We start from the raw sequence: 24597 nt of genomic DNA, 5'->3' as shown, positions 1-24597 counted from the left end.
CAATTAAAAGAAGTCAAATTCAAGATGTTAGTGCATAACCTTGACAGGTATGTCAAGGTTATACTTTTTGTCAAAATAAGGATTTCTACAAAGCCAATTATCCTTTCCATTATAAGCCACAACGATGCGCTGTATCTTAGCTGGAAGATAGCCATTTAATGCAACAATGTTCTTATTAGCAGATGACAATATCTGACTTGTAATATTTTCAAATAAAGAATGAAGACAATCCACTTCATGCCAACCTATGATTATGAAGTCAACATTTTCCAGTTCAGCCTGTTCAACTATAGAATTTGGGATATTGTGGTCAAAGGACAAAATATATTTCCTTTCATGACCCACAATTGCAGGGAACTCTTCAAATTTTTCCCGCAAGGCGCTATCTGCAGCAATCTTATTTGCATGAAATGCATCCCTTGCTTCTGCCAGACCGATCTGCTGAGGAACTTTGATCACATTAAGACCTATGATCTCATCACCCAGATTGTCTGCAAGATACAACAGATCTTTTTCATGGTTTGGATTTGCAACCGGGACCAATATTTTAATCTTAGAACTGTCCTTCAAAGGAGCTGGACTAATGTTGTCTTCAAGTACATCAAAAAGATCATACCTAGGTAAAGCTTTACCTTTTCCATAATAATTGTACCAAAGTAGACCCAGGACAATAACAACTACTGCAAATACCATTGGTAGTAGTCCCATGGCAGGTAACAGCAAAAGGCTGAAAACAATACCTATGATCTGAGTATAAGGATAAAATGGATCTCTGAACTTTGGTTCATATTCCTCAAGAGATCTTTTTCGGAGTATCAGAACTGACAAATTAATCAATACAAAAATAAAGATATTGAATGTGCTACCAAGTTTTGCTAATTGCTCAACGTTAAAAAGCAGCAACAATATAATCATCACAACACCAGTGATCAAAATAGCATTGTGGGGAGTATCATGTTTTTTATGTATACTTACAAACCAGTTGGGAATCAGATCATCCCTACCCATGGCAAATGGAAATCTGGAAGAAGACATTATTGCAGCATTAGCCGTTGATAATGTTGCAAGCAGACCACCAATAACTATCAGAATTTTGCCGGCATCTCCTGCCATCATTGTCGAAACATCTACAAGAGGAGTCAAAGTGTTTAATGATTGGTCATGTGTCAGGTTACCACTCACAACCACCATAACTCCAACATAAATCAGAGTGACAACACCCACAGATGCAATAAGAGCACGTGGGAGATTCTTTGAAGGATCCTTCACTTCTTCGGATACAGCTGCAAGCTGGGTAATTCCAAGATAGGATATAAAGATAAGGCCAGTAGTTGCAAATACAGAACTATAACCAAAAGGCATGAATGGATAAAATTTACTGGAATCGAACATCAATATACCTTTCAGGATAAACAGCGCAAGAATGAAAAGAAGGAAAACAACAATGATGTTCTGCAGTGAACCACTATTTCGTGCTCCACGATAATTTATAAAAATCAGGAATAAACCGACTGCACTGGCAGTTATGAGAACAGGAACAGGCATCAGGACGAAAAAATAATCAGCCAGACCTATAAGTGCAAAGGAACCTTTGAACACAAGTGCTAACCATGCCCCAAGTCCGATAACAGCACCAAATGCTGCACCCATTGCCCTGCTTATGAAATAATAACTACCACCTGCTTTTGGCATTCCCGTAGCCAGTTCAGCCATACTGATAGCTGTTGCCATAGATATGATACCACCTATCAAAAAAGACAGGACAGCTGCTGAGCCTGCGGAAGAGATTGCTATTCCCGGAAGAATAAAAATACCGGCACCAATCATTGTTCCTGTTCCAATAGCAAAGGTCTGAAAGAAACCCAGACTGCGCCCCAGGCTTTCCTTGGTTCTGACTATGGCCATATTACCCTCTTGTTATATAAATTTACTATGATTAATTATCTGTAAAGAAGATCCACGACTTCCCTTGCTGCATCATCTTCACCAATTACCGTCACAAGATCATCGTATTCAAGGACGAGATTACCATTTGCAATGAAGGACTGTTCACCCCTTCTGACCATCAGTAGAAGGCTGTTCTCCGGAAGGGATAAATCCTTTATGGCCTTGCCTGCAACCTTCGGATTCGTGACTCTTGCCTCAAGGATCTCTCCTTCCTCACCTACCTCACACATGGAGAACATTGAAGGTTTTCCTACCATATTATCAAGCACAAGTGCAGTGGTCATCTGAGGGCTCATGGATCTGATGGACAAATCCCAGAATGCATGCAGGTTTTCAACATTATTAACCCTTGCAACGATCTGTTCCTCTTTCAAATTGAATTTACTTTTAGCTATCTGGGATACTAAAAGATTCGTATTATCCTGATCCGTAGTTGCAACGATGTATTTAGCTTTTTCAATTCCTGCATCCTTGAGAACATTAATATCTTCAGCATCACCATGTATAGCACGTATTCCCTGTTTTAACAGACGCTGGCATTTTTCTTCAGAATTGTCAACTACAACAACATTCTCTCCTCGCTTCTCGAATCTCTCGGCCAGAATTTTACCGACCTCTCCTCCTCCAATAATCAGGATTTCCATAGGTATAACTCCTAAAAAGTTAGCCACTCTTCTTGCTAAAGTACCGGTCATTATAACGGTTATGATAACAGTCAGAAATACAAGGCCAACAAGGGTTTGTCCTCCAAAGATGCCCATTGAGTCCAGTTTGACAGCAAAATATGTTGCAATGGATGCTGGAACAACACCTCTTGGACCTATAAATGAAATGAATAATTTTTCTTTTGACTTAAGATGTGAATTCATAGTTGAACCAAAAACTGCCATTGGCCTTACAAAAAATACTAGCATCAAAACAACTATAATTCCCTTAAAGCCTAGACCTAAAATATCTTCAAAATCCAGCATTGCAGCTAGCAGGATGAATATAATAGATAGCATCATCATTACAAGGTCGGATTTGAATTCTTTCAGAGCCTGTTTATGAGGGATGTTAGAAGTTCCTGTGACGATTCCAAAAACAGCCGCAGCGAGAATACCTGATTCATTACCTAATAATTCAGATACTACATATGAGGACATTACAAGTGTCAAAGTAAAGAATCTGGCAGTCTGATCAGTTACCAATGAACCACTTGAAAGGAAACTTTTCAGAATGTATCCGCTTACCATACCAATTATAATACCTATTACCAGCCTCTGAAGGATAAATATAACCGCATCGAATCCATAAAGCTGAGAAACGATCCACTCAAACATGAATGCAGCAAGAATTACACTGGCAGCATCGTTGAAAACGCCTTCTATCTCAAGTATCTTTCCAACCTTGTGATTCACATGTATATTCCTGACAAGAGGCGTTATTACTGTTGGCCCTGTTGCAGCAACCAGAGCACCGAAAAGCGCTGCAAGTTTAAAACTAACACCAAGAACGACATATGTAACTAAAGTCCCGCCCAAAAAAGTGATAAGAACACCAACTGTTGTGAGTTTTAATGCAGTTTTCTGTATCGGCCTAATACTTTTGATATCAATGTGTAAACCTCCATCAAAAACTATTACAGCAACCGAAAGGGAAACGATAGCTGTTAACCCATCGCCAAAAGTAGCTGGATTTATAAAGTTTAGCATTTCAGGTCCGACAAGAATCCCTTCGATTAAAAGAAAGATGATGACAGGAACTTTAAAACGTTTGCTGAGAGTCTGGGCCACCATGCTCATAAAAAGCACAGAAACAACAACTTCCAGAAAATATATTGAATCCACTGTTATGCTCCGAAATTCTGCAAAATGATAATAGATGGTGCTTGATGATGTGTTTAATAATTTATTATGTAACAATATCTGATAGAACTGTAAATATAAAACACTAATCCAAAACTTTAATCAAAAACATGATTTAAAGACAAATTCAAATTTCGGAACATCCCATTGATGAGCAATAATTAAAAGATGAATAATGCAGAATATAGTATAAACCAGATTAGTGTGAGAAAATAATTATACTAAATACATCAATCTATTTACTAAATTTACAATTGTTTAGGATTTATTTATTACTTCCAGTCACACAATAATTAAAATAGAAAAACATGATTAAGGGTACTAAAATATAAAGACAAATAAGATAGCTGAGTGATTTAAATGGCCTCAATAAAAGAAGAAGATATCAAAGTTCCATTAGATGTACCACAGGATGCACGTGAGACATACATTAAGAATTATATGAAGATTACATCAAACAGTGGCAAAATGATGCTCTTTGCAGGGGATCAGAAAGTTGAGCACCTCAATGACGACTTTTTCGGAGAAGATATCCCTGCAGACGACAACGATCCGGAGCACCTTTTCAAAATAGCTGCAAACTCAAAGATAGGCGTTTTTGCAACACAACTAGGACTTATTGCAAGATACGGGATAGACTATCAGGAAGTACCATATCTTGTTAAGGTCAACTCTAAAACAAATCTGGTGAAAACAAACCAGGACGACCCTTACAGCGGCCATTGGTACGATATGCAGCAGATTGCCCAGTTCCGTGACAACAGCGGCCTTAATATTCTGGGTATTGGATACACAATATATCTTGGAAGTCAATATGAAGCTGAAATGCTCAACCAGGCTGCACAACTTATCTATGAAGCACATCAGTATGGACTGATAACCGTTCTCTGGATATACCCAAGAGGACAAGCGGTGGAAAACGAAAAAGACCCACACCTTATTGCTGGTGCAACCGGTGTTGGAGCATGCCTTAACGCAGACTTTGTGAAGGTGAACTATCCTAAAGCTGAAGGAATGCCAACAGAGGAAGCATTCAAGGAAGCAGTTCTGGCTGCTGGAAGAACAAAGGTTGTTTGTGCAGGCGGTTCCAGTGATGACCCGAAAGCCTTCCTTGAAAAGCTCTATGCTCAGATCCATGTCAGCGGTGCATTCGGCAACGCTACAGGAAGGAACATTCACCAGAAATCCCTTAACGAAGCTGTAAGAATGTGTGATGCGATCTACGCAATTACAGTAGAAGATGCCTCTGTTGAGGATGCACTCAAAATTTACAACGGTGAATAACTTATTTTACTCTGCATGGTTTTAACCATGCAATCTTTCCCATTTTAACCTGGACCTTGGTCCAGAACAACTGTAGAAGTATATAAAAGAAATATCTGGATCGAAAGCAAGCCAGAGGTTGGTACTACAGCCCACATCGAACTGCCAACACTAAACCGCAAGATCAAAAATAGATATTAAGCCTGCAATCGCAGGCTGTGAGAACTTACTCACAAGAGCATTCAAAGTCAAATCCAAGCAGGAATGTTCCTGTGCCATGGAGATTTTCAAGTCCCATTTTTTCTTTCAGGTACTCATCGCTTGGAGGGGACGGGGAAGCAAGAACTACATTGCAAACCATATCAACTGCCTCTACGTCAGCACATGGTTTTGGAGGCAATACAACAATAAGCGGATTGTTCTTGACATCCATCTTTTTGAGGACACTTGTGTCATATATAACGATGTTACCAATAACCAGTTTGTCCTTGCATGATTTTACTTCTTCGAGCTTTGCCTCATCGTCAACATCCTGACCCACAACACATCCATCATGCATAAGAATAACATTAGGACCTTCTGGCCAGCAGAAATCCATGTTAGTGGTGAAAGCAAATATCACATCATTCTTAAGAACAGCTTTTACACCTTTATTGTCACCTCTTCCAAGTCCCATAAGGGTCATTTCATCAGCCTTCTTCTCAAGTTCCCTGATGATCTCCCTGTCCTCTTCGTTAAGCAGGAGAGTATTTCCTACACCCTTCATTTGTATTATACTGTTTTTAACGTTATCTATGATATCATCGTGTTCCATAAGTACCCCTTCATAATTTATGAGTAAGCGAAGTAAATGTATCAATATCTCTTCTGGAGTAATATTTCGGCATATTTAAGCATATCGCATTAAACCTGTTAAATTTCCGTAGCAAACATCTAGTACGAAAGCTAGTGTATTACTTTAAAGGTACCAGCTCTTGGCTCATAAAGATGACCTTTTGAAAGAAGGACTTTTAACGTGGAATCAGCAAGTTTTTCAGGAATATTTCTTGAAACCGCTTTATCAATAAAAGCGATATATTCAAACCCATCACCTTCATCGAGCTCCTCGGCAATTAACTGGACCTCTGCTTCATAATCAATTTCAGTATTTCCTTTTTCGGGCTTTTTTATTGAGCAGATTGCTTTTCTGATATCATCTTTCACTGAATTATAATACTCCACATCCTTATGATAGTAATCAAGTGAAAGACACATCTCACCTGCAATTGACTCTGAAACACCGCTGGATAATATTCTGTCCATCAATTTTCCTTCTCCTGAATCCTGTGAAAAGAACTTATCAAATTCAGAAAGGCGGTTCAAGGTCATTGCAGCAGTATCCACGACCCACCTGTCCCTAATAGATTCATCAACATAGTTGATCTCTTCCGGGCGCAAAGATACAAAGACCGAGCCATCTCCTGGCTCGTAGGACCGGACTTTTCCCAGCACCATCACATATGAAGGTACCTGCACAGTGGACAGAAAAACAGAAGCTTCCGGCTGGTAACTTCCTGCATAGACTGTAAATGCTCCGGTGGGGTCTGAAATACGCGCCCTCCATAACTCTTTTTCACTGCCTTTTTGCTCGGACAGGAGATCGACTTCCGTGACCACACCTACAATAAATACCCTGTTTACTTTTAGCCCTGTAGGACTTATAAGAAAATTGGGCGAATAGATATCGTCACCCGACGGAGATGATGAAGAATATAAATGAAAACGAGAATCATTGAATTCTCTGGCAAACATCCTGTATGCAACTTCCCTTTCAACCATTATTCATCACATCCGGCATCCATTTTTTCAAGAAGCTCATTGATACAGGAATCAACATCATTTTCTGGAACCCACACCGATCTGGCTACAAGAGATACACCAAATTCATTCTTTGATGAATTACCTCTGGCTGCAAGATACTTGCCATTGAGTACCTGTTTCATGTCTTCGAACACAACTTCAGATGAAAGTGAATTCTTCACCATTTTCTCCGCATCATGCATGCTTTTACCATATACAGCTTCGGAAAGTTCCCGGTTTAACATTAGATGAACTGCCCCAGTACCATCATCAAGAATGGCTTTTATGCGCATATCAGTCAGACATTCCACATCCCCATGAGAACGACAGGAAGATTTCTGTGTAACACGGTTACATTTAGGGCAACGTTCTATAAGCCCAGAACCCGACCTGACAGAAATAATGTTTCCGCTGACAGTCACATCGAACATTCCTTCTTTCTCAAGTAAATTTTCGATGGGAACAGGAGAAACTGAATTGGAAACCGATTCCATTGTAAATGAAAAGTCTGCTTCATCTGATACATTTTCAATTGTAGTCGCATCTGTAAAATTGATAGATGGCAGCCCTCTGAATATTCTGACAGAGGCACCTTCAAAACGAATGTAATCACCGATATCAGTGTCTCCAAGAGCCACCCATGAAGTAAAAGGCAACTTGCCTGTTTCATCTGCCAGGACACCTTCAACAACGGTTACCTCCTTACCTTTAAGCATAATATCGCGATGGTACATTTCCGTAATCAAGACAACAGAGCTTGCAAGAACATCAGCTGGAACAATATCGCCCAGTTTCTTGAGATGTGAATGGGACATCTCTTCAGCTCCCGGAAGGTCAGCTTCCTGAAGAGAACTTATCGTGGATCTCTTTCCAAAATAAAGTTCCGGCCTGTTGTTCCACAGACGAGTATATGCGTTTTTAATCCTTATTGCATCTCCCGGTTTCAAAGACATATCATCCCAGCAGGTAAAAGAACAAATACCCGTCTCATCACCCAGAGTTCCTGAAAAGATTGTTTTCTGTTCTCCCTGGATAGAAACGGTCTTTTCGACAATGTCGATAATGCGACCTCTTATCTCAATACTATTCAATCCCGGGGAAAGATCCTTAACTTTTATCATATTTGACGAATCAGGATCATATTTACTTTTTATCATCCTTTTCGCTTCATCAAGAGGAACTCGATATTTCAGAAGTTTTTCAAGCTCTTTGATGATCTCTTCCCTGTCAATATTTCCAAGCGCCATGGTTAGTTCATCTATATGGGGCGCAATTTTGTCATCCATGGGGATTCTCCTAACTGAAGTCTCCATTATTGTATTTTCTTATCGGCAATAAAGATAACCTAATTCAACAAGGACATATAATCAGGAAATGTTTATGAATATGCAGACCACATATTGAAAAGTGTAATAGTAAGCTATGTTTTAATATAATAAGCTGAAAAATGCCACAAATTGGGGGTTTATCGATGCCAAGACTAGCTATAGTATACCTTAGTACCCAGGGAAGTACAAAAATGATGGCTGAAGCCATTGCAAAGGGTGCACGTGAAAAGCACATAGATACTGATGTTAATAACTTCTATGAATGGGAACCTGCAGAAGTGGCAAAATATGATGCTATCTGTATAGGTTCCTCTACATTCTACTACACCATGCTTGAACCGATAGCTAAATTCCTTGATGAGCTGATAGATATCGGTATTGAAGGTAAACTGGGTGCTGCATTCGGGTCTTATGGATGGAGTGGAGAGGCACCGGTTCAGATAGCTGAAAAACTAAGGAAAGCAGGTGTTGAGGTCATTGATCCAGTATTAAGAATACAGTACATTCCAAGCGAAAAAGACCTGGCTGAATGTGTCAGACTTGGAAAAGATCTGGGTATTAAAATGAAAAAGAGATGAAATTCCAAACAATAAATAAAAATTACTTAAAATTGCCCGAAAAGACAAATTAGCTTGATTGAATATAGATTTTCCTCTAAAAAACTATATATAGGTTCTTTTGCTAATTATTAGAGGAAATAAAACCAGATTTATAATATAAGACGTATAAGAGGATATTTATGACAATCATTCCATTTGCACCAATTGAAAGAGTAATAAGAAACGCCGGAGCACAAAGAGTCAGCGAATCAGCAGGTATGGCACTTACCGCTATACTTGAAGAATACGGACTTGAGATATCCAGAGAAGCAATAAAACTTGCTGAGCATGCCGGCAGAAAAACAGTAAAGGCTGAAGACATAACTCTTGCAAAAGAAATGCTGGGCAAATAAGCCCGGAAACTTTTCTACTTTCAATTTTCTAATTCCATCAGAATATAATACATCAGGTGATGAGGTCCACCAGACTTATCCCGCCTAATGTAACACTACTTACGATAATCCCTGCTATGAGTACTCCTGCAAGTATGGCAGGAAAAGCATGACGGAACTTGATACCAAAAACAAATGCTGCTGCGCATCCGGTCCATGCACCTGTAACAGGTAATGGAACTGCAACAAAAAGAGTTAGTGCGAGAGTGCCGTATTTTTCAAATCGATTTGAATGGTTTCGGTGCGTTCTTCCAAAAAGCCATGAGAAAAATTTATCAAATATCGCATAGCGACGAAGATAAGTTGAAACGGGATCAAGGAATAGAAGTAACGGAACAACAGGTATCATGTTGCCAATTACAGCAAACAAAAAAGCAGACATTGGAGTCATCTCATAAATTCCCAGTGCAATGGGAATAGCACCCCTCAACTCAAATATTGGCATGGCACCTATAATCATAGTTGCAAGCCAGTGAGGAAAAGAAGAAAGTAATTCCAGTACTGTTGCTTCAAGACTCAATTACATTCCTTTCCTGATATGGCAAAATGTGCCAGCAGGCATTCAAGCTGTATTCTCTCATTGGCACCTTCAGTCAGCCTGAAATCTATCTCACCTATAACATCGATCAGTTCAACCATCTTCTTCTCAGGGATATCAACATCAAACATAGCTCTGTATATCTGACCCACAACATCCTCACCTGACAGACCCTGTTCCAGTAAAAGACTATCCAGATGTTTTCTGGCAGCACTGAAACTTCCTTCCAGAGCAGCCATAATAAGTTCCTTTACCTGCTCAGGACGGGCTGTTGCTGTAATCTTGTAGATTGCATCTTTGTGAATGGTATCTGCAATCAGGGCTGCTGCCTGGAGGGCATTTATCGCTTTTCTCATGTCACCCTGAGCAATGTACTTGATGGCATCCACACCATCGTCTGCGATATCAAGGTTCTCGTTCTGTGCCACAAAGCGTACACGTTCTGCCACTGCCTCATCAGAAAGAGCTCTAAACCTGTAAACAGCACATCTTGACTGGATAGGTTCGATAATCTTGGATGAGTAGTTACATGAAAGAATAAAGCGACAGTTATTGGTATAGCGCTCCATGGTACGCCTGAGAGCTGACTGGGCATCGGATGTCAGTGCATCTGCTTCATCAAGGAAAATAATTTTGAAGTCTGCACCACCGATAGGAGTTGTTTTTGCAAAATTCTTTATCTTTGTCCTGACAACATCAATTCCCCTTTCATCGGAAGCATTGAGTTCAGTGAAGTTCTCACGCCATGATTCACCAAAAAGTTCACGAGCTATTGACACGGATGTTGCTGTTTTTCCAACACCCGGTGGACCTGAGAACAGGAGATGTGGAAGATTTCTTGTTTTAATGTAAGATTTCAGCCTTTCTACAGTCTCTTTCTGGCCGACCACATCATCAAGCTTAAAGGGCCTATACTTTTCAATCCATATCTCTTCTTTAATTTCAAACCCTCCGCATAGAAGTATGCATACCTGCATTAATAGGAAGATGTAGTTTTTTAAGTTTTCGTAGATGAAAAAGAGAAGCAGGATTTTTATGCCTCGAAAGAGACTTCCTGCAAATTAATTTACTGGTAGGTAATCCTGTAGGCATAATTACCTACAACCGGAATCTTAAGCAATGCTCCTCTGTATGCCATAATAACAAGCACCAGTATGAAGAACAATGCACCGAATCCAAGGAAATCAGCTATGATCCAGCCAACATATGGAATCCATCCTACTACAAAAATAATGAGAGAAAGTGGAAGGGAAATCAATAGTGACTGCATTGCATGGAACCTGACAAACTTGTTGTCCGGCTCAATGAGTAAGAGGATTATTCCTGTTATCCAGAAACCCACATAGCTGAGTGCTGCTACGATGTTCTCATCCAGGCCTAACTTTGTCTTATATGTCATTTTGATCACCTGATAGTAATTGTATTCTGTGGACATTTCTCCACGCATATTCCACATGCGGTACAGTTCTCCTGATCGATCTCTGCAAGGAACTTGGTTACCTTGATTGCTTCCTCCGGACAGTTCTTCTCGCAGATCTTACAACCGATACACCCAACAGTACAGGATTCCTTTACCGCCTTTCCTTTATCATGCGACATACAGAGTACATGTACCTTTTCAGATTCCTTTGCAAACACAAGTATGTCATTCGGACATGATGCAATACAGAGACCACAGCTTGTACAGAGATTCTTGTTCACATGAGGAAGGCGATCCTCACCAATAGAAAGAGCATCAAAAGGACATGCACGTACACAGGTTCCCCTGCCCATACATCCGTAATTACAAACCTTCTCACCATCTGATAGAAGCATTACTGCTTTACAGTCCTCAAAACCAACATATTCAAAACGGTCAACACAATTAAGTCCGCCGTTACACCTGACAAATGGATACTGTTCATCTCCTTCAGATACTTCCTGGCCAAGTATGCCACCAATCTCCTTGGCAACATCAAAACCACCAACCGGACAACCGGTTATAGGTGCACCTTCGTTGACAACACGCTCGGCAAAGTCAGCACAACCTGCGTAACCACAGGCACCACAATTTGCTCCGGGAAGAATCTCAACTATTTCATCAACAAGAGGATTGGTCTCTACCTTAAATTTCTTGGAAGCTACTATGAGCATAACACCAACAGCCAGTCCAAGACCTCCAAGGATAGCTGCTGCCTGTATGAGTAATGTTACCAGTTCACTCATATTGGAATCACCCAGAAGTAATTAACAAAAGCCATTGACAACATGGTTGCAATTAAGAATGCCTGTGGTAAGCCCCTGACAGAAGACGGGATGTTAACAAAGGTTGAGCGCTCCCTGATACCAGACATCATTAACATTACAATGGTGTAACCAAGACCTGCTGCAATACCAAATACAACACTCTGAATAAAGTTGTACTCAGAACTTACGTTCAGAAGTACCACACCAAGTACAGCACAGTTGGTTGTGATAAGTGGCAGGAAAATACCCAATGAACGGTAAAGTGAAGGGATATTTTTCCTGACAACGAATTCTACAAGCTGTACAAGTGCTGCGATCACCACAATGAAACTAATAAGATCGAGGAATTCCATTTTAGTGGGAACCAAAACGTAAGTATAGATCAAATACGATACTGTAGCAGCCATCGTCATTACAAATACGACAGCACCTGACATTCCTGCGGCACTTTTAACGTCCTTGGTAACTCCCACAAAGGAACAGAGTCCAAGGAACTGGATAAGCAGGAAGTTCTTAATGAAAATACCATCCATCAGGATAGCGAATAATGCTTTTTCTACCATTTTAACCACCCTTTGCTCTCTTCTTTGCTCTCTGATAATTGACGATGGCCATCAGTATTCCTATTGTGAGGAAAGCTCCTGGTGGTAATATCATTGTAGTAACTGAAGGATTGATCGGCAGGGAGATCAGAGTGTAATCAAATGTTACGATCTGTCCTGTACCAAGGATTTCCCTGATTCCTCCAATGAGCATCAATACCAGCAGGAAGCCTGTGGATATACCAAGACCGTCTATGAAAGAATAAAATACATTGTTCTTGTTAGCATATGCCTCTGCACGGCCAATGATGATACAGTTTACCACGATCAGTGGTATGAAAACACCTAAAGCCGCATACATGGGCGGGAAATAAGCCTGCATTATCATTTTTACTATTGACACAAATGTAGCTATAATGATAATGAATATTGGAAGTCTTACAGCCGATGGGATCTGTTTCCTTAAGGCTGAAACGAAAACGTTTGAACAAACAAGTACGAATGCCGTACCTGCGGACATACCGATGGCATTTTCGACTGATGTGGTTACTGCCAGTGTAGGACAGAGGCCCAGAACAAGTCCGAAAATCGGGTTGTCTCTTGTAATACCACGAATATATTCACTTAACGGGTCCATAATATCACTCTTCTGCCTCTTCAATTTCATTTATTTTGGTATTCAGGGCATTTACCACAGCCGTTGAAGATATTGTTGCGCCTGTAATAGCATCTATCGAGCCACCTGAACTGGAAAGACTCAGTTCGGATACAGGAATGCCTACGAACTGACTCTGGAAATTTTCTTCCACTATTTTTGCACCCAATCCAGGAGTTTCTTCATGACTCAGTACATCCATCCCACGAAATGTTGAAAAAGTTGAATCAACGCCTCCTGCTACAACAATAGGTCCCTGAGAACCTGACTGTTCCTGGAAGAATGCATAACCTATAATGTTACCCGAGGAGTCCAGCGCACGATAATAGAGTACAACCGGATCGCCATCCTCATTAACTTCATCTCCATGAACTTCTTCAAAATTACCACTTGCCTCAGGAATAAGGTCACCTAATATCTCTTTTTTGGCATTAGCTTCGTTAACCTTGAGCTGTTCACTTGTAGGAACATAAGTAAGACCTAACAAAAGAGCTGCCATAACCGAAATGAGCACAAGTTTACCTATAACTACAACCGTATCCTTGTTAGATTCACTCATTGTTTATCACCTCGAATTTCAGGGATGAGGGAATTTTATCCATGATATTCCTGTAGATCTTTTCAGGAAGAGACATCGTTCCGAATGATGAAGGCATTGTATTGAGCTCAATGTAAGAGCCGACACAGTTTGCAAGGAAGATACCGTACAGTACACCATCAACATAGTTGCCAAAGTAACCATAGACGAAAACAAGCACACCACACACAATACCGTAGATTATACGGCCATTCTTGGTTACAGGTGACGTAGGTTCATCAGTTGCAATGAAAAGAATACCAAAGAAAACGGCACCTATCATTGCATAAGGTAATTCCGGACTAATTTCAAGGAAAATAAAAAGCTGTGACATATACATCAACGGATTCAGCACACCTTCATGAATTAGAGTAGCTACACCGGAAAGGAACATTAATGTCTGAGGTATTGCCACAAGTGTAACCAAGAATGCAAGAGGAACTTTCCAGTCAACATACCTCTTGTATATGAGATACACGCCACCGATAAGCAATATAGGAGATACCCCAACCATTAGACCTGCGCCATTCTCAAACAGAAGATCTGAGAACTGACCGATATGAGGAATAGACACAGGTGTCATGTATGATGGCCATGCGTTCCTGATAAAAACCCATGAAACAAGCACAGGATTGAAGATATAAGAACCAATGCCACCAAAAACGTGTTTTCCAATGGCGATGGCAAAGAAACCACCGACAACAGCTATCCATAAAGGAGCTTCAGGAGGTATCAGCAATGCAAGCATCAATCCCAAAGTTGCTGCATGACCGTCTGCAATAGTTACTTTCTGTTTGTATATTGTCTGTATTCCAAATTCTGTTGCCACGGCAGCAAGCACTGATGCAATGATGATACCAAGTGCAGGAATACCAAAGAAGTATATTGCTGCAAGACAAAGTGGAATCAAAGCAATTATTTTACTGATATTTAATGTCTTGAAATCTAATTTTGTTTTCTTATGTGGAGGAGCTGAAATAGTATAGGTCATTTTACTCACCTCCGCATCCACAGCCAAGTTTCAGATTGGATGATTCCTTTTCAGGTAAGTTCTCGTACGCCATCTCAATGGCATCCTTTGCATACCTTATAAGCTGCAGAATGTGTATCTTTGAAGGACAGACTGCTGCACAGTCGCCACATTCAATACAATTATCAATATTTATCTGTCTGCATTCATCAAAGCGGCCCTGATCTGCCATAACAGCAAGACGACTTGGGATAAGTGCTACCGGGCAGACATCCACACAACGTGCACAATGGATGCATTCTATTGATTCGTCCCTGATTACCTCTTCAGGTTTTTGTATAGATATCCTGGTTGTTCCTTTTGTCACAGGAACCTGATCGGTATACTGGGCCACACCTGTCCTTACACCATTGGCAATTATCTTACCTATCTCACCTGTGTAACCATATGAATCGATAACATCTTTAAACGGAGTACCAATCTTCACAAGAATGTATTCCATTTTGTCAGAGACCCCTTCTATCGATACTACTGTGTCGTAGAATGGTCTGCCTTCATTGACTGCATCATAAAGTGCTTTTGCAGATTTGATACCACAGACTGCAACACCCACACTTGTGGGATCACAGCCTATCTTGACCTTTCTTCCTGTTACATTATAAGTAAAGAAATTGAGGATCTTTTTACCAAAAATGCGTTCCTGGGAAAGAACAACAATGTTTGAATCCTGCTCATTAAGGTAATAACCCATTTTACGGCTGCCTACAAGTGGTGCCACCTGCAGGTTTTTACCGTCGATTTCTATGCTTTCAAAAGCATCAATTGATGCTTGGTCATCAGTTCTTAAGACTATTGCACCGTTTTTAGCACCAGCTGCCTTTATGAGCATTTTCAATGCATCAATCATCTGGGACGCATAATCCGCAGGAGTCTTGAATGTCCCACCAATCCATTCAGATGAAGTTGCATTGATAAGTACAGTATCTATCTTCTTACCCTTGGGTCTCAGAACAGTGTGTGTTGGCATTCCGTAATGTTCTACTATTCCGGATTCCTTTATAAAATCAGCAAGCTGATCAGAAGTTATATCTCCGCATTTTGGGAATTCAACTGATTCATTGCTTTCTTCTGGCTGGATGACAACGCTCATAACCTTGTTACCATCCGGATGAGCTGCCTCCTCTATGGCAAGGACCTCACCACAGACACTAGAATGAACCGAAGATGAGTAATATTCGTCACTCTCACCAATTTTCTGTCCGACAAGAACTCTGTCACCTTTCTTCACAAGAGGTTCACAGACAGCACCTCGGTGCTGCCTGAGTGGAATAATAATCTTTTCCGGTAATGTATCTAATTTTTTGATTTCCACATGATCAACTCCTCAGAATGCAGGCTCCCGTTCAACCTCAGTGGGCTTTGCATTTTCGTCTGTCACTTTTATTGTCTTGGAAGCAAAGTCAGTTGGTGGGTCTGTTTCTGCCGGATCTGTTGAATAACCGACCAATTTCCAGTTAATTGTAGGTATAACCGTATGGCAATCAGAGCAGTTCTGGACCCTTTCTCCGAAGTGAACGTTCTGGAGTGTGTCCGAAGCAGATACTCCATGACAGTCAGCACATTCAAGAGGATCTGCAAGACCTACGTCAGAGCCGGCAATGTTGTGGCTTACCTGATAATACATCTTAACGGTTCTGAGAATTGCATTCGGATAATCCGGATTCCCGTCCATGTCATCATCGTATGAGCGGACCTCATCTTCAGTTACAGTACCATCATTGTCTGCATCTGCATCCAGTACATAAGATGGATGAATTGGATCACCGATTGCAGAGCTGTTGTTCGGATCAGCAAGTACTTCTTCATCGATACCTGCATCCCACCATGTACCTGTGATTATATTGAATGGCTTGAGCACTGAATCATTTTCCCTTTCCTGTGCTGTTGGAAGCTGATCATAATACACACCATTTGCCCATGAAAGTGTAGGAGTGAACTCAGATTCATACACAACATCTTCGCGGATACCGTTTGCCCAGGTGAATTCCTTGATGACAGGAGTTCCTGTGACATCAGTGCCTGGGAGAGCTGGAATATGGCATGATTCACAGCTTATGAATTCAAGGTGAGCGTCAACCATACCACCATGTGATATGCCTTCATGACACCCGGATGAATCACATTCTTTTACGCCCACTTCAGATTCCATGTGAGCAGATTCCGAAGAAAACAGGTATTCACGACTGCCTATCTGATGTTCTTCTGTTTCATGGCATTCCTGACAGTCAACTGAATCGTGAACATCATAGGATGCTGAATCTTCAAGGGTCCATGTAACAGCAGTTGTTGCTATTTCACCTGAGTGGCAATTATCACCACAAAGTGCCTTACCTGGAGCACCGTTTACCTCGTCGTGAATTTCAGTTACAAGAGGAAGGGGGGCCAAGACATCAAGCATGTAGCTTGCAACATAAAGTGCTTCACTCTGTACTTCTTCTCTGGATTCCTCAATTGCTGCCTCGTTTGCATTCTCGAAATCACCTGAAGCTATGCTTTCAGCACGTGCCTCAAAGTCATATCCTACCTGGTTGTGACAGATCATACAATCAATATCCACGCCATAATCTGACATGTAGCCACCACCAGGATGAACCTGTCCGTATGTTACAGACATTGTGTCAGCATCAATGCTGTCAACATCAACACCAAAGTCCATGATAGAGGTCCATTTTTTAAGGTCCTGCTGAACATGGTATGATTCTGACACTTCCTCGTAAACTCCTGCGTGACAAGCACTGCATGAACTGTCTGACCATTTCTGCTCGGTCATATAATGAACAGACATAGCTTCATTCCCAGTGGCTCCGATATATGCATACACACTGGCTGCAGCGAACATCACAACGAGGATACCTATAAGAATAACATTCAATTTTGCCATAATTTGCCTCGTATCAGTCCTCTGCGACTTCTTCAAGCTGTTTGATAACAACCACTATGTTGTTTCTCAAATCCTGTTCATTTGTTATTTTCATGTCATTAGAAACGTATTTGCTGATCTCGAATGACTTTCGCACTACTCTGACATTAAAGTCAAAAACCTTATCAAGAAGACCTTTTTGAGGAGTTACTCCTAAAAAGTCTACATCCATGTGATTGCCAAGTACATTGGCTTTAAGCTCAATTTTATCAAGAGGAGATCCCGGTTTTACATAAATGATATGGTGCTTCACAAAACCAAAGTGCTTCTCTATACCTCTCCAGCCGTATTCTTCCATTAATTGATGAAGAGCGACAACAAGGTACTTATCCTTGCTTGAACTTGTTCCAGTACCTGATCCTGTGCTGGGATTGCTCATTCTATTACTTCCTTTGGATGAATAATAATTATAACTGAAGGAAATGACTTTCCTTCTTTTCCGCGGTACATAGGTTTAATATTTAGTTATATCTTTTCATACAACATGAGGTATAAAACTGTTGCCATTGTACTGATAGCGATTTTCACAGTATTATTAATGATAGATTATGCGGACAACATAGATTCCAGCACCATGCAAAGGCAGGAAATCTACTCCCAAACCAGAAGCCTGATGGACACAACTGTGACTGTCACGGTGGTAAATACAAATGAAACATACGCTTCAGAAGTAATTGAACATTCATTTGAAAAAATGAACTATGTTGACAGATTGATGAATAATTACGATAATAATAGTAAAATAAGTATTCTCAACAATGAGGGAAAAATCATCGACGCAAGCCCTGAACTTGTTGAAGTTGTCACCCGCTCGAGATATTACTCACAAAAAAGCAATGGAGCTTTTGACATATCCATCCAGCCAATACTGGACCTTTGGGCTAGCAAATATGCACCCGGAGGTACGTACCAGGACCCTACAGCTGACGAGATCAACGAAACTCTGAAATTAGTTAATTACTCAGCAATAATGGTAGAAGGAGATAATATCTCCATGAATGATGGAATGAAAATAACCCTCGGAGGAGTAGCAAAAGGATACGCAGTTGATGTTGCCATCGAGTCATTAATTAATGACGGAATAACTTCAGGATTTGTAAATGCTGGTGGAGACGGAAGATACATCGGCACAAAACCAGATGGAAGTGAGTGGAGAGTCGGATTGCAGAATCCTGATAAAAGCGGTGACGCAGTAACCGTCATGAGTATCCAGGATGTTGCAGTAGCAACTAGTGGTAATTATGAAAGATATTTCAGTGATGAAGCAAAGGTCTCACATATAGCAGACCCCAGAACCGGATACTCGTCACAGAACATGATCAGTAGTACTGTAATTGCAGAAACTGCCATGGACGCAGATGCTCTTGCAACTGCTGTTTTTATCCTTGGAGGAGATGAAGGGATTGCAATGGTCGAAGAAATAGAAGGTGTGGAATGTCTGATAATAACTAATGACAGGCAGATAATAAGATCATCAGGATTCAAATCCTACGAAAATAAGTGAACTCCTCCTCCCTGCCAGCCTTCGGCTGTCAAGGAAGGAGCTTCCTACGAGTGTAAGTCTCATTTCGTAATCATTCTGTTGGGAATGATTCCGATCAACAAACCTGTTTGTCGTAGATTATCAATCATTGATTGATAGCTTGTCCACAAAGCATTATGTTTGAAATACCTTAAGAGAATGTTCACGCTACTATTCATATCTCTGTCAAGAATATTACCACAATAATCACATTCATATGTTCTGTAACCAAGTGGCATATTCTTGATAGCTCCACAAATACAACATTTTTTCGAGGTATAAGATTCATCAATTCTTATTACTCTCTTGCCCAAGCTTTCAGCTTTGTAGGTTAAGAATTGAGCAAATCGTCCTATATGTCCTGAATTATGAGTACCACGATTGGTACTCCTATCTTTTTTATTTGCTTTAGGCTTCTTTGAAGCCATTTGCTTAACATCAAGTTTACCAATAACGATGGTATTGGCATTCGTATTATCAACTATATTTCGAGTAATTTTATGCTGGTTATCTTTCAACTGATTAGATGATTTCCTTGTCATTCTGACTAAATTCTTATTCAGTTGTTTCCATTTTCTGCTTTTGTTCTTGCAATGATCTCTTCGAGATTGAATTGATTGGATCTTAGGTTTCCAATACTTGTCTGGTCTTCTATTCTTCAATTCCTTGAATTTGCCATCAGAATTAACCATTGTTTGTTTTGAACTACCAATATCAATCGCAAGATAACTATCATTATCATAATGTTTTACTGCAGGTACTTCATAAGTAATTGAGATGTAAAAATCCTTGTCTTTCTGATAGATATTTACCTGATCAATATCAGTAGCTTTACTAAATATTTGTTTTTCAAGCAGAATAGCTGGAAGTTCAAATTTTAGAGATATTCCAGAAGGATGTTTGTGTGAGAGATCAATGTAGATTTTGTCTTGTTCTGAATACTCAACTTCTTGTTGCACTCTATGAATTCGAGTATCCATTGATTTACTTACAAGAACATTATCATTGGAATCAGTTATACTAAATCCAGATTGATTGTAAATCATTGTAGTAAAATACTTTTTACCTTTGAATCCAGGAGGTCTTGCGTTAATATCTTTGTTCTTTCTCAAGTTGAAAAAAGACTTATAATCGTTGTCAAGACATTTCAAACATCCTTGTAGTACTTTGGAATATACTATACTATAATCAGGAAACCTTTGCTTAATTTCAGGTAATTTATTTTGCTGTTGAATATAACCAATTTTAGTCTTATTTCGATATGCATCCTGACGTTCTTTCAAACCAAAATTATAAATAAGCCTACATTTCTCCGATAGTTCCCATAGAACAGATTCTTGTTCAGGAGTAGACTGTATTTTGATTGGTAATGTCAATTGCATAAAAAATACCTGATTTATATTATGATTTAAGATTATTTAATTGTTAGTATTTGATACTGTTTTTTGATTGGTTTATGACGCTTTCATCCCCTACCTGTCGCTACGTGCCGAGGAAGGGGACTTCTCGCTTTTGAGTTAAAAAGAAATTAGAGCACTTTACTTCAGGATGACCTCATGAAGAGTTTCATAGATAGGACCTTTTGGGGTCAATGTACTCTTTTTTAATTTAATGGAGTTCACATCCATGTAACCTATTTCCATATCCTTCAATTCATCGAGCAAATCCAGAAAGTCTGTCTTCTTCTTTTTAGGGAGATATTTTACCCTTGCCAGAGTGGCATGAGCACTGAACTTGTGAAGTGTTTTCTCAAATTCAAAAGACGAAAGTGCATTATCAATCTGCTCATAAAGTAATTCAAAATTTCCATCACATCCAAGCCATATAACCTTGGCAAACTTTGGTTTTGGAAATACACCAAGTCCCTTAACATGTGACTGGAAAGGTTCGCATTTTACATTATCAAGGGCCTTTGAAATATCAGGAATACTGCTTTCCGGCACTTCACCAAGGAATTTCATGGTAATGTGTACAAGATCAGGACTGACAAACTTGAATTTGAAATCATTGAACTTCAACTGAATTTCGGTAATCTTTTCATGCAACTCCACAGGGAGGTCTACCGCAACAAAAGCTCTCACCACACAAATCACCAATCATCATTTTATACTAAGGGCATAAATTAATATCGCTGCTGAACAAGTTTTATTTATAAAAAGATGTTATATAATACATCATGTTTCAGTAGTTTTGTTTTTGATATAAAAACAGAGGGGATAATTTGGACAGTACACAGGTAGTTGTAAATGCGGCTGTAAAACTTGCTGAAGAGCTGGGATCCACTGCTATAATCATATCAGGAGAAGCTAATTTTGAAAAGCCGGATACTGCAATACCTGTATATTTTGCCAGCAGTAAACAGAAGAATATAATCGACCATCTTGTGTCAAGTAATAAAACAAAAGAAGAAAAAACAAAAGAGATACTTGACAAGATAGGACAACAGGCTTCCAGAAAGATCGAACGTGTGGAAAGTGTTTCTGCACTTGAGTTTATAATGAAAGAGATTGACGGAGGAACTGTTGTTGGAATAGTCGAGAGCAAAAATTCATATGCAATCATTGTTCATAATCTTGAAGACAATGAAATTGTAAAAAAGATGAAGAAATGCGAAGAGAGAGTATCTGCTGACATACTACGTGCCATACTCAAAATATCTTTTGATATTGCCAATGCAGGACGAGAGGGAAAACAAATTGGTACTGCGTTCATTGTTGGTGATGTGGAAGAAGTTATGATGCGCTCACACCAGATGATCCTGAATCCTTATGCAGGACATGAAGACTCTGATCGTGATCTTAAAGACAAAAAGAACTGGGAATCCGTGAAAGAGTTTGCCCAGCTTGACGGCGTATTTGTTGTGTCTGAAGAAGGTATGGTTGAAGCCGCCGGAAGATATCTGGATGTGGATGCCAGAGATATCGAAGTTGAGAAAGGACTTGGCGGACGCCATGTATCCGCTGCTGCAATTACAAGGGACACGGTTTCCATAGCAATAACAGTTTCACAGTCAGGTGGGGTCATTCACATCTATATGGACGGAAAAGAGCTCATGTATATAGAGTCTACTGAAAGAGCTGAACGTATACATTAATATTCCTAAGGATTTTTATAATTCAGCCTGTCCACAAAAATTAATTTTATTAGTAACAATAATATCCATAAAAGCCGAGAATCAGGATATTAAATACGAAAAAAGAAAATTATTGATCGGCAAAATTTGCCGACCATCTGAATGTTACTTTTTGCTGCTTTCACTTTATATTTAGAGTGGCACCTTGATTCCAACAGAATCATAGACCAGTGCAATACCAATGTAAAGTGCTATAAGACCTGTGATCAGAGTTATGATTCCTGAGACCATCAGTGGGAACATTCCGAAGAACACAAGTGCGAGACTGAAGAATGTGAGGTCAAGCACTATGAAGACAAGTGTTATGGCCTTCACGCCAATCTTCAGTGTAGCAATTGTAAGTGCAGTTGCAATAAGACCCCAGAAGAGGGTGAAGAATGCCATTGATGTTGCACTTGCTGCTTCCATTGGTGCATTGAAAAGTCCTGCTGGAGCAAGATTGATGTATGAGAATGCTATCCACCAGAGACCGAATATGGTAAATGCGGTTGCACCGAATGTGTCGCCTTTCTTGCAGAGTTGCAGACCTGCAATTATTTCTGCAATTCCACCAAGTGTTATTGCCATGGCAATAACCATAAGTGCGTCTGAGAATATACCAGCGTTTAAAAGTCCTGCGAATGTAGCTGCAAAACCAAGTCCGAAAAATCCTACTGCTGCCGGACTTGCTGCAGACATGTCTTTAATTACTATTTCTCCTTCCATAGTTTATCACTTCCCTAAGATAAATTAGATAATTGTCAAATATTCAAATTTTTATAATTGTCTATACTGATTCTAAAATAAAACATCAGAAATTTATTTCCATCTATTCTTGTAATACGTAACTGCTTGCTACCTCCATCAAGTGTTACCTATTTCACCTCCAGATAAAGACTTTAAAGTAGAAGTATATATCATTTTTGATTATGACTAAATAGAATATTAAATATTAGATGATATTTTGCTAAATAAAGCAAAATAAAAGGCTGAAAAATAATATAAAAAAATATTTAGGTTTTTTTTGGTTAAAAAAACTTAAAAGAACCTAAAAAACTCCATTTAAATATAAATCACATAATATATAATAGCTGCATGTTTACTCTTTGTGTGTTATGCACAATACTTACACATCCTTTCCGAAAATATTAAATACACCTATAACCAATATGAGTGGTTTTTACTGCAAAAACAAGAGCACAAAGCAAAATTAGCTAGATCTTGAAACGCAACAATGCAGCAATACCGCCAAGTGCAAGTAATTTCTGACCTGGTTCAAACATTGTGCTGAAAACGACGATTTTCCCCTGGGTGTGCTCTACTGATTGCAAAAATGAATCAATATTTCCTTTTTCACGCTCTACCCTTAACATTTCATCAGCAACCAGAAGAATATCAATAGCACCATAGTCCAGAGCAAGTTTTACTTCTTCCAGACCATACGCAACCTTGCCATCCAGAGCAATCTCTTTTAGAAGTTCATCCATTAAGCTTGATTCGCGCGCAATGCGGGACTCTTCCATAATCCTGTCCACAGCACCACGTCTGAGAACTTCCTGGAAACCCGACATTCCAATGGATGCAGTGTCCTCTGTAACAACACGGGATGAAAATTCAGGTTCTTTTGACTTCAGATACTTCATGAAGTCATCCTTTGCAAAGCCAGGTCCGGCAACAACAATAGCTTCAGACTCTGAAGCAGCATGTAGTAACTGATCAATAATTTCCTGGAAAAAGACTTCCCTGAGACTAGTTTCACCCTTCTTTCCCGAAGACTGGCTAATGTGGGAATACTGCTCAATACCATAATGCCGTACAAGGCCAATATCTGCATCTCCCTCTTCAATAGCAAGAATTACAACCTTCGGACGTTTGGAAGAAGCTTCAGCCTCATTGATACGCTCGATCTGATCTTTTTTCCATGTTTTGATTATTGAAAGGTCAACTCCCTCTTCAACATTAAATGTATGATAATGACCTGAATCCATTCCCTGTTCAATCTGGCCGTGGATCCTGAGTCTGTTTGAAAACTTATGGAACTCAAGCTCCTCCACGCGTATACCGAGCCTTACTGTTTTTTTCTCAACCTTCTCAGGCCTCAGTTTATCAGAAGAAGAATCTGCTTTTCTTTTAGTAAGAGCAAATATGAGGTCCCCTTTCTCTATAATATACTTAAGGTGCCAGAGATCATCCAGTGTCTCAGGAACAATCTTTATCTCACCGTCTCTGCCTTTCAGATTTCTCTTTACGACCCGCATTT

At 39.8% G+C, this 24597-nt stretch carries 24 protein-coding genes and 2 pseudogenes; 6 read left to right on the top strand and 20 right to left on the bottom strand.

Annotated elements, in window-relative coordinates:
* Positions 1–93: pseudogene (locus J2746_RS14735) on the top strand (IS5/IS1182 family transposase); the annotation flags it as partial.
* A 606-nt stretch (positions 94–699) separates the two neighbouring features.
* Here J2746_RS14735 and J2746_RS14730 read toward each other — a convergent pair.
* A pseudogene (locus tag J2746_RS14730) lies at positions 700–1905 on the bottom strand (APC family permease); the annotation flags it as partial.
* Positions 1906–1940: 35 nt separating this feature from the next.
* On the bottom strand, positions 1941–3776 hold the full coding sequence (locus tag J2746_RS10230) for a cation:proton antiporter domain-containing protein (protein WP_209620144.1): 1836 nt from the start codon (positions 3774–3776) through the stop codon (positions 1941–1943).
* A 378-nt stretch (positions 3777–4154) separates the two neighbouring features.
* Here J2746_RS10230 and J2746_RS10225 point away from each other — a divergent pair, with 378 nt between their 5' ends.
* Entirely contained in the window at positions 4155–5078 is a 924-nt protein-coding gene (locus J2746_RS10225) for a beta/alpha barrel domain-containing protein (protein WP_209620141.1), read from the top strand.
* 205 nt (positions 5079–5283) lie between these two features.
* Here J2746_RS10225 and J2746_RS10220 read toward each other — a convergent pair whose 3' ends face one another.
* From J2746_RS10220 to J2746_RS10210, 3 genes are all read right to left on the bottom strand, one after another.
* Entirely contained in the window at positions 5284–5871 is a 588-nt protein-coding gene (locus J2746_RS10220) for a hypothetical protein (RefSeq protein WP_209620139.1), read from the bottom strand.
* Positions 5872–6002: 131 nt separating this feature from the next.
* On the bottom strand, positions 6003–6875 hold the full coding sequence (locus tag J2746_RS10215; RefSeq protein ID WP_209620136.1) for an RPA family protein: 873 nt from the start codon (positions 6873–6875) through the stop codon (positions 6003–6005).
* Entirely contained in the window at positions 6875–8182 is a 1308-nt protein-coding gene (locus tag J2746_RS10210; RefSeq protein WP_209620133.1) for a Single-stranded DNA binding protein, read from the bottom strand. Before J2746_RS10210 ends, J2746_RS10215 begins: the two co-directional genes overlap by 1 nt.
* A gap of 185 nt (positions 8183–8367) precedes the next feature.
* On the opposite strand from J2746_RS10210, the gene J2746_RS10205 reads away from it, so the two are divergent.
* Both J2746_RS10205 and J2746_RS10200 read left to right on the top strand, forming a co-directional pair.
* Positions 8368–8802, top strand: coding sequence for a flavodoxin domain-containing protein (locus J2746_RS10205; RefSeq protein WP_209620129.1), 435 nt, complete (start codon positions 8368–8370; stop codon positions 8800–8802).
* Positions 8803–8963: 161 nt separating this feature from the next.
* On the top strand, positions 8964–9176 hold the full coding sequence (locus J2746_RS10200; protein ID WP_209620126.1) for a histone family protein: 213 nt from the start codon (positions 8964–8966) through the stop codon (positions 9174–9176).
* A 52-nt stretch (positions 9177–9228) separates the two neighbouring features.
* Here J2746_RS10200 and J2746_RS10195 read toward each other — a convergent pair whose 3' ends face one another.
* The 11 genes from J2746_RS10195 to J2746_RS10145 all read right to left on the bottom strand — a co-directional run bounded on the left by J2746_RS10195 (position 9229) and on the right by J2746_RS10145 (position 18082).
* The gene (locus J2746_RS10195; RefSeq protein ID WP_209620123.1) at positions 9229–9735 is read right to left on the bottom strand and encodes a COG2426 family protein; all 507 of its coding nucleotides are present in this window, start codon (positions 9733–9735) and stop codon (positions 9229–9231) included.
* Entirely contained in the window at positions 9732–10730 is a 999-nt protein-coding gene (locus tag J2746_RS10190; protein WP_209620120.1) for a replication factor C small subunit, read from the bottom strand. The genes J2746_RS10195 and J2746_RS10190 overlap by 4 nt, the downstream gene beginning before the upstream one ends.
* Positions 10731–10819: 89 nt before the next feature.
* Entirely contained in the window at positions 10820–11152 is a 333-nt protein-coding gene (locus J2746_RS10185; protein WP_209620118.1) for a DUF4870 domain-containing protein, read from the bottom strand.
* Positions 11153–11157: 5 nt separating this feature from the next.
* Positions 11158–11958, bottom strand: a complete 801-nt coding sequence (gene rnfB / locus J2746_RS10180) for an Rnf electron transport complex subunit RnfB (protein ID WP_209620115.1) — start codon at positions 11956–11958, stop codon at positions 11158–11160.
* On the bottom strand, positions 11955–12542 hold the full coding sequence (rnfA, locus tag J2746_RS10175) for an Rnf electron transport complex subunit RnfA (protein ID WP_209620112.1): 588 nt from the start codon (positions 12540–12542) through the stop codon (positions 11955–11957). Before rnfA ends, rnfB begins: the two co-directional genes overlap by 4 nt.
* A 1-nt stretch (position 12543) precedes the next feature.
* Positions 12544–13158 (bottom strand): Rnf electron transport complex subunit RnfE, encoded by a 615-nt coding sequence (gene rnfE / locus J2746_RS10170; RefSeq protein ID WP_209620109.1) that lies wholly within the window; start codon positions 13156–13158, stop codon positions 12544–12546.
* Positions 13159–13162: 4 nt separating this feature from the next.
* Positions 13163–13735: an Rnf electron transport complex subunit RnfG gene (gene rnfG / locus J2746_RS10165; RefSeq protein WP_209620106.1), complete on the bottom strand. Its 573-nt coding sequence runs from the start codon at positions 13733–13735 to the stop codon at positions 13163–13165.
* Positions 13728–14744, bottom strand: a complete 1017-nt coding sequence (gene rnfD / locus J2746_RS10160) for an Rnf electron transport complex subunit RnfD (RefSeq protein WP_209620103.1) — start codon at positions 14742–14744, stop codon at positions 13728–13730. The genes rnfG and rnfD overlap by 8 nt, the downstream gene beginning before the upstream one ends.
* A gap of 1 nt (position 14745) precedes the next feature.
* Positions 14746–16095 carry an Rnf electron transport complex subunit RnfC gene (rnfC, locus tag J2746_RS10155; protein WP_209620100.1) on the bottom strand — a complete coding sequence of 450 codons (1350 nt, stop codon included), beginning with the start codon at positions 16093–16095 and terminating at the stop codon, positions 14746–14748.
* 12 nt (positions 16096–16107) lie between these two features.
* Positions 16108–17664 (bottom strand): methanogenesis multiheme c-type cytochrome, encoded by a 1557-nt coding sequence (gene mmcA / locus J2746_RS10150; protein ID WP_209620097.1) that lies wholly within the window; start codon positions 17662–17664, stop codon positions 16108–16110.
* A gap of 13 nt (positions 17665–17677) precedes the next feature.
* On the bottom strand, positions 17678–18082 hold the full coding sequence (locus J2746_RS10145) for a hypothetical protein (protein ID WP_209620094.1): 405 nt from the start codon (positions 18080–18082) through the stop codon (positions 17678–17680).
* Positions 18083–18187: 105 nt separating this feature from the next.
* On the opposite strand from J2746_RS10145, the gene J2746_RS10140 reads away from it, so the two are divergent.
* Complete coding sequence (locus J2746_RS10140) at positions 18188–19207, top strand: FAD:protein FMN transferase (protein ID WP_209620092.1); 1020 nt, start codon at positions 18188–18190, stop codon at positions 19205–19207.
* Between the two features lie 59 nt (positions 19208–19266).
* Here J2746_RS10140 and J2746_RS10135 read toward each other — a convergent pair whose 3' ends face one another.
* Both J2746_RS10135 and thpR read right to left on the bottom strand, forming a co-directional pair.
* Positions 19267–20607: an RNA-guided endonuclease InsQ/TnpB family protein gene (locus tag J2746_RS10135; protein WP_209620089.1), complete on the bottom strand. Its 1341-nt coding sequence runs from the start codon at positions 20605–20607 to the stop codon at positions 19267–19269.
* A gap of 156 nt (positions 20608–20763) precedes the next feature.
* Positions 20764–21306, bottom strand: a complete 543-nt coding sequence (gene thpR / locus J2746_RS10130; RefSeq protein WP_342451834.1) for an RNA 2',3'-cyclic phosphodiesterase — start codon at positions 21304–21306, stop codon at positions 20764–20766.
* A gap of 140 nt (positions 21307–21446) precedes the next feature.
* Here thpR and J2746_RS10125 point away from each other — a divergent pair, with 140 nt between their 5' ends.
* Entirely contained in the window at positions 21447–22319 is an 873-nt protein-coding gene (locus J2746_RS10125) for a DNA integrity scanning protein DisA nucleotide-binding domain protein (RefSeq protein WP_209620084.1), read from the top strand.
* 171 nt (positions 22320–22490) lie between these two features.
* Here the strand turns inward: J2746_RS10125 and J2746_RS10120 are convergent, their stop codons facing one another.
* Positions 22491–23063, bottom strand: a complete 573-nt coding sequence (locus tag J2746_RS10120; protein ID WP_209620081.1) for an acetate uptake transporter — start codon at positions 23061–23063, stop codon at positions 22491–22493.
* Between the two features lie 488 nt (positions 23064–23551).
* Complete coding sequence (locus tag J2746_RS10115) at positions 23552–24595, bottom strand: mRNA surveillance protein pelota (protein WP_209620078.1); 1044 nt, start codon at positions 24593–24595, stop codon at positions 23552–23554.
* Positions 24596–24597 lie beyond the last annotated feature (2 nt).

Origin of the sequence: Methanolobus bombayensis, assembly GCF_017873415.1 — an archaeon.
GTDB lineage: Archaea > Halobacteriota > Methanosarcinia > Methanosarcinales > Methanosarcinaceae > Methanolobus > Methanolobus bombayensis.
Note: the sequence above shows the minus strand (reverse complement) of the source record. Positions and strands in the feature narration are given on the sequence as shown.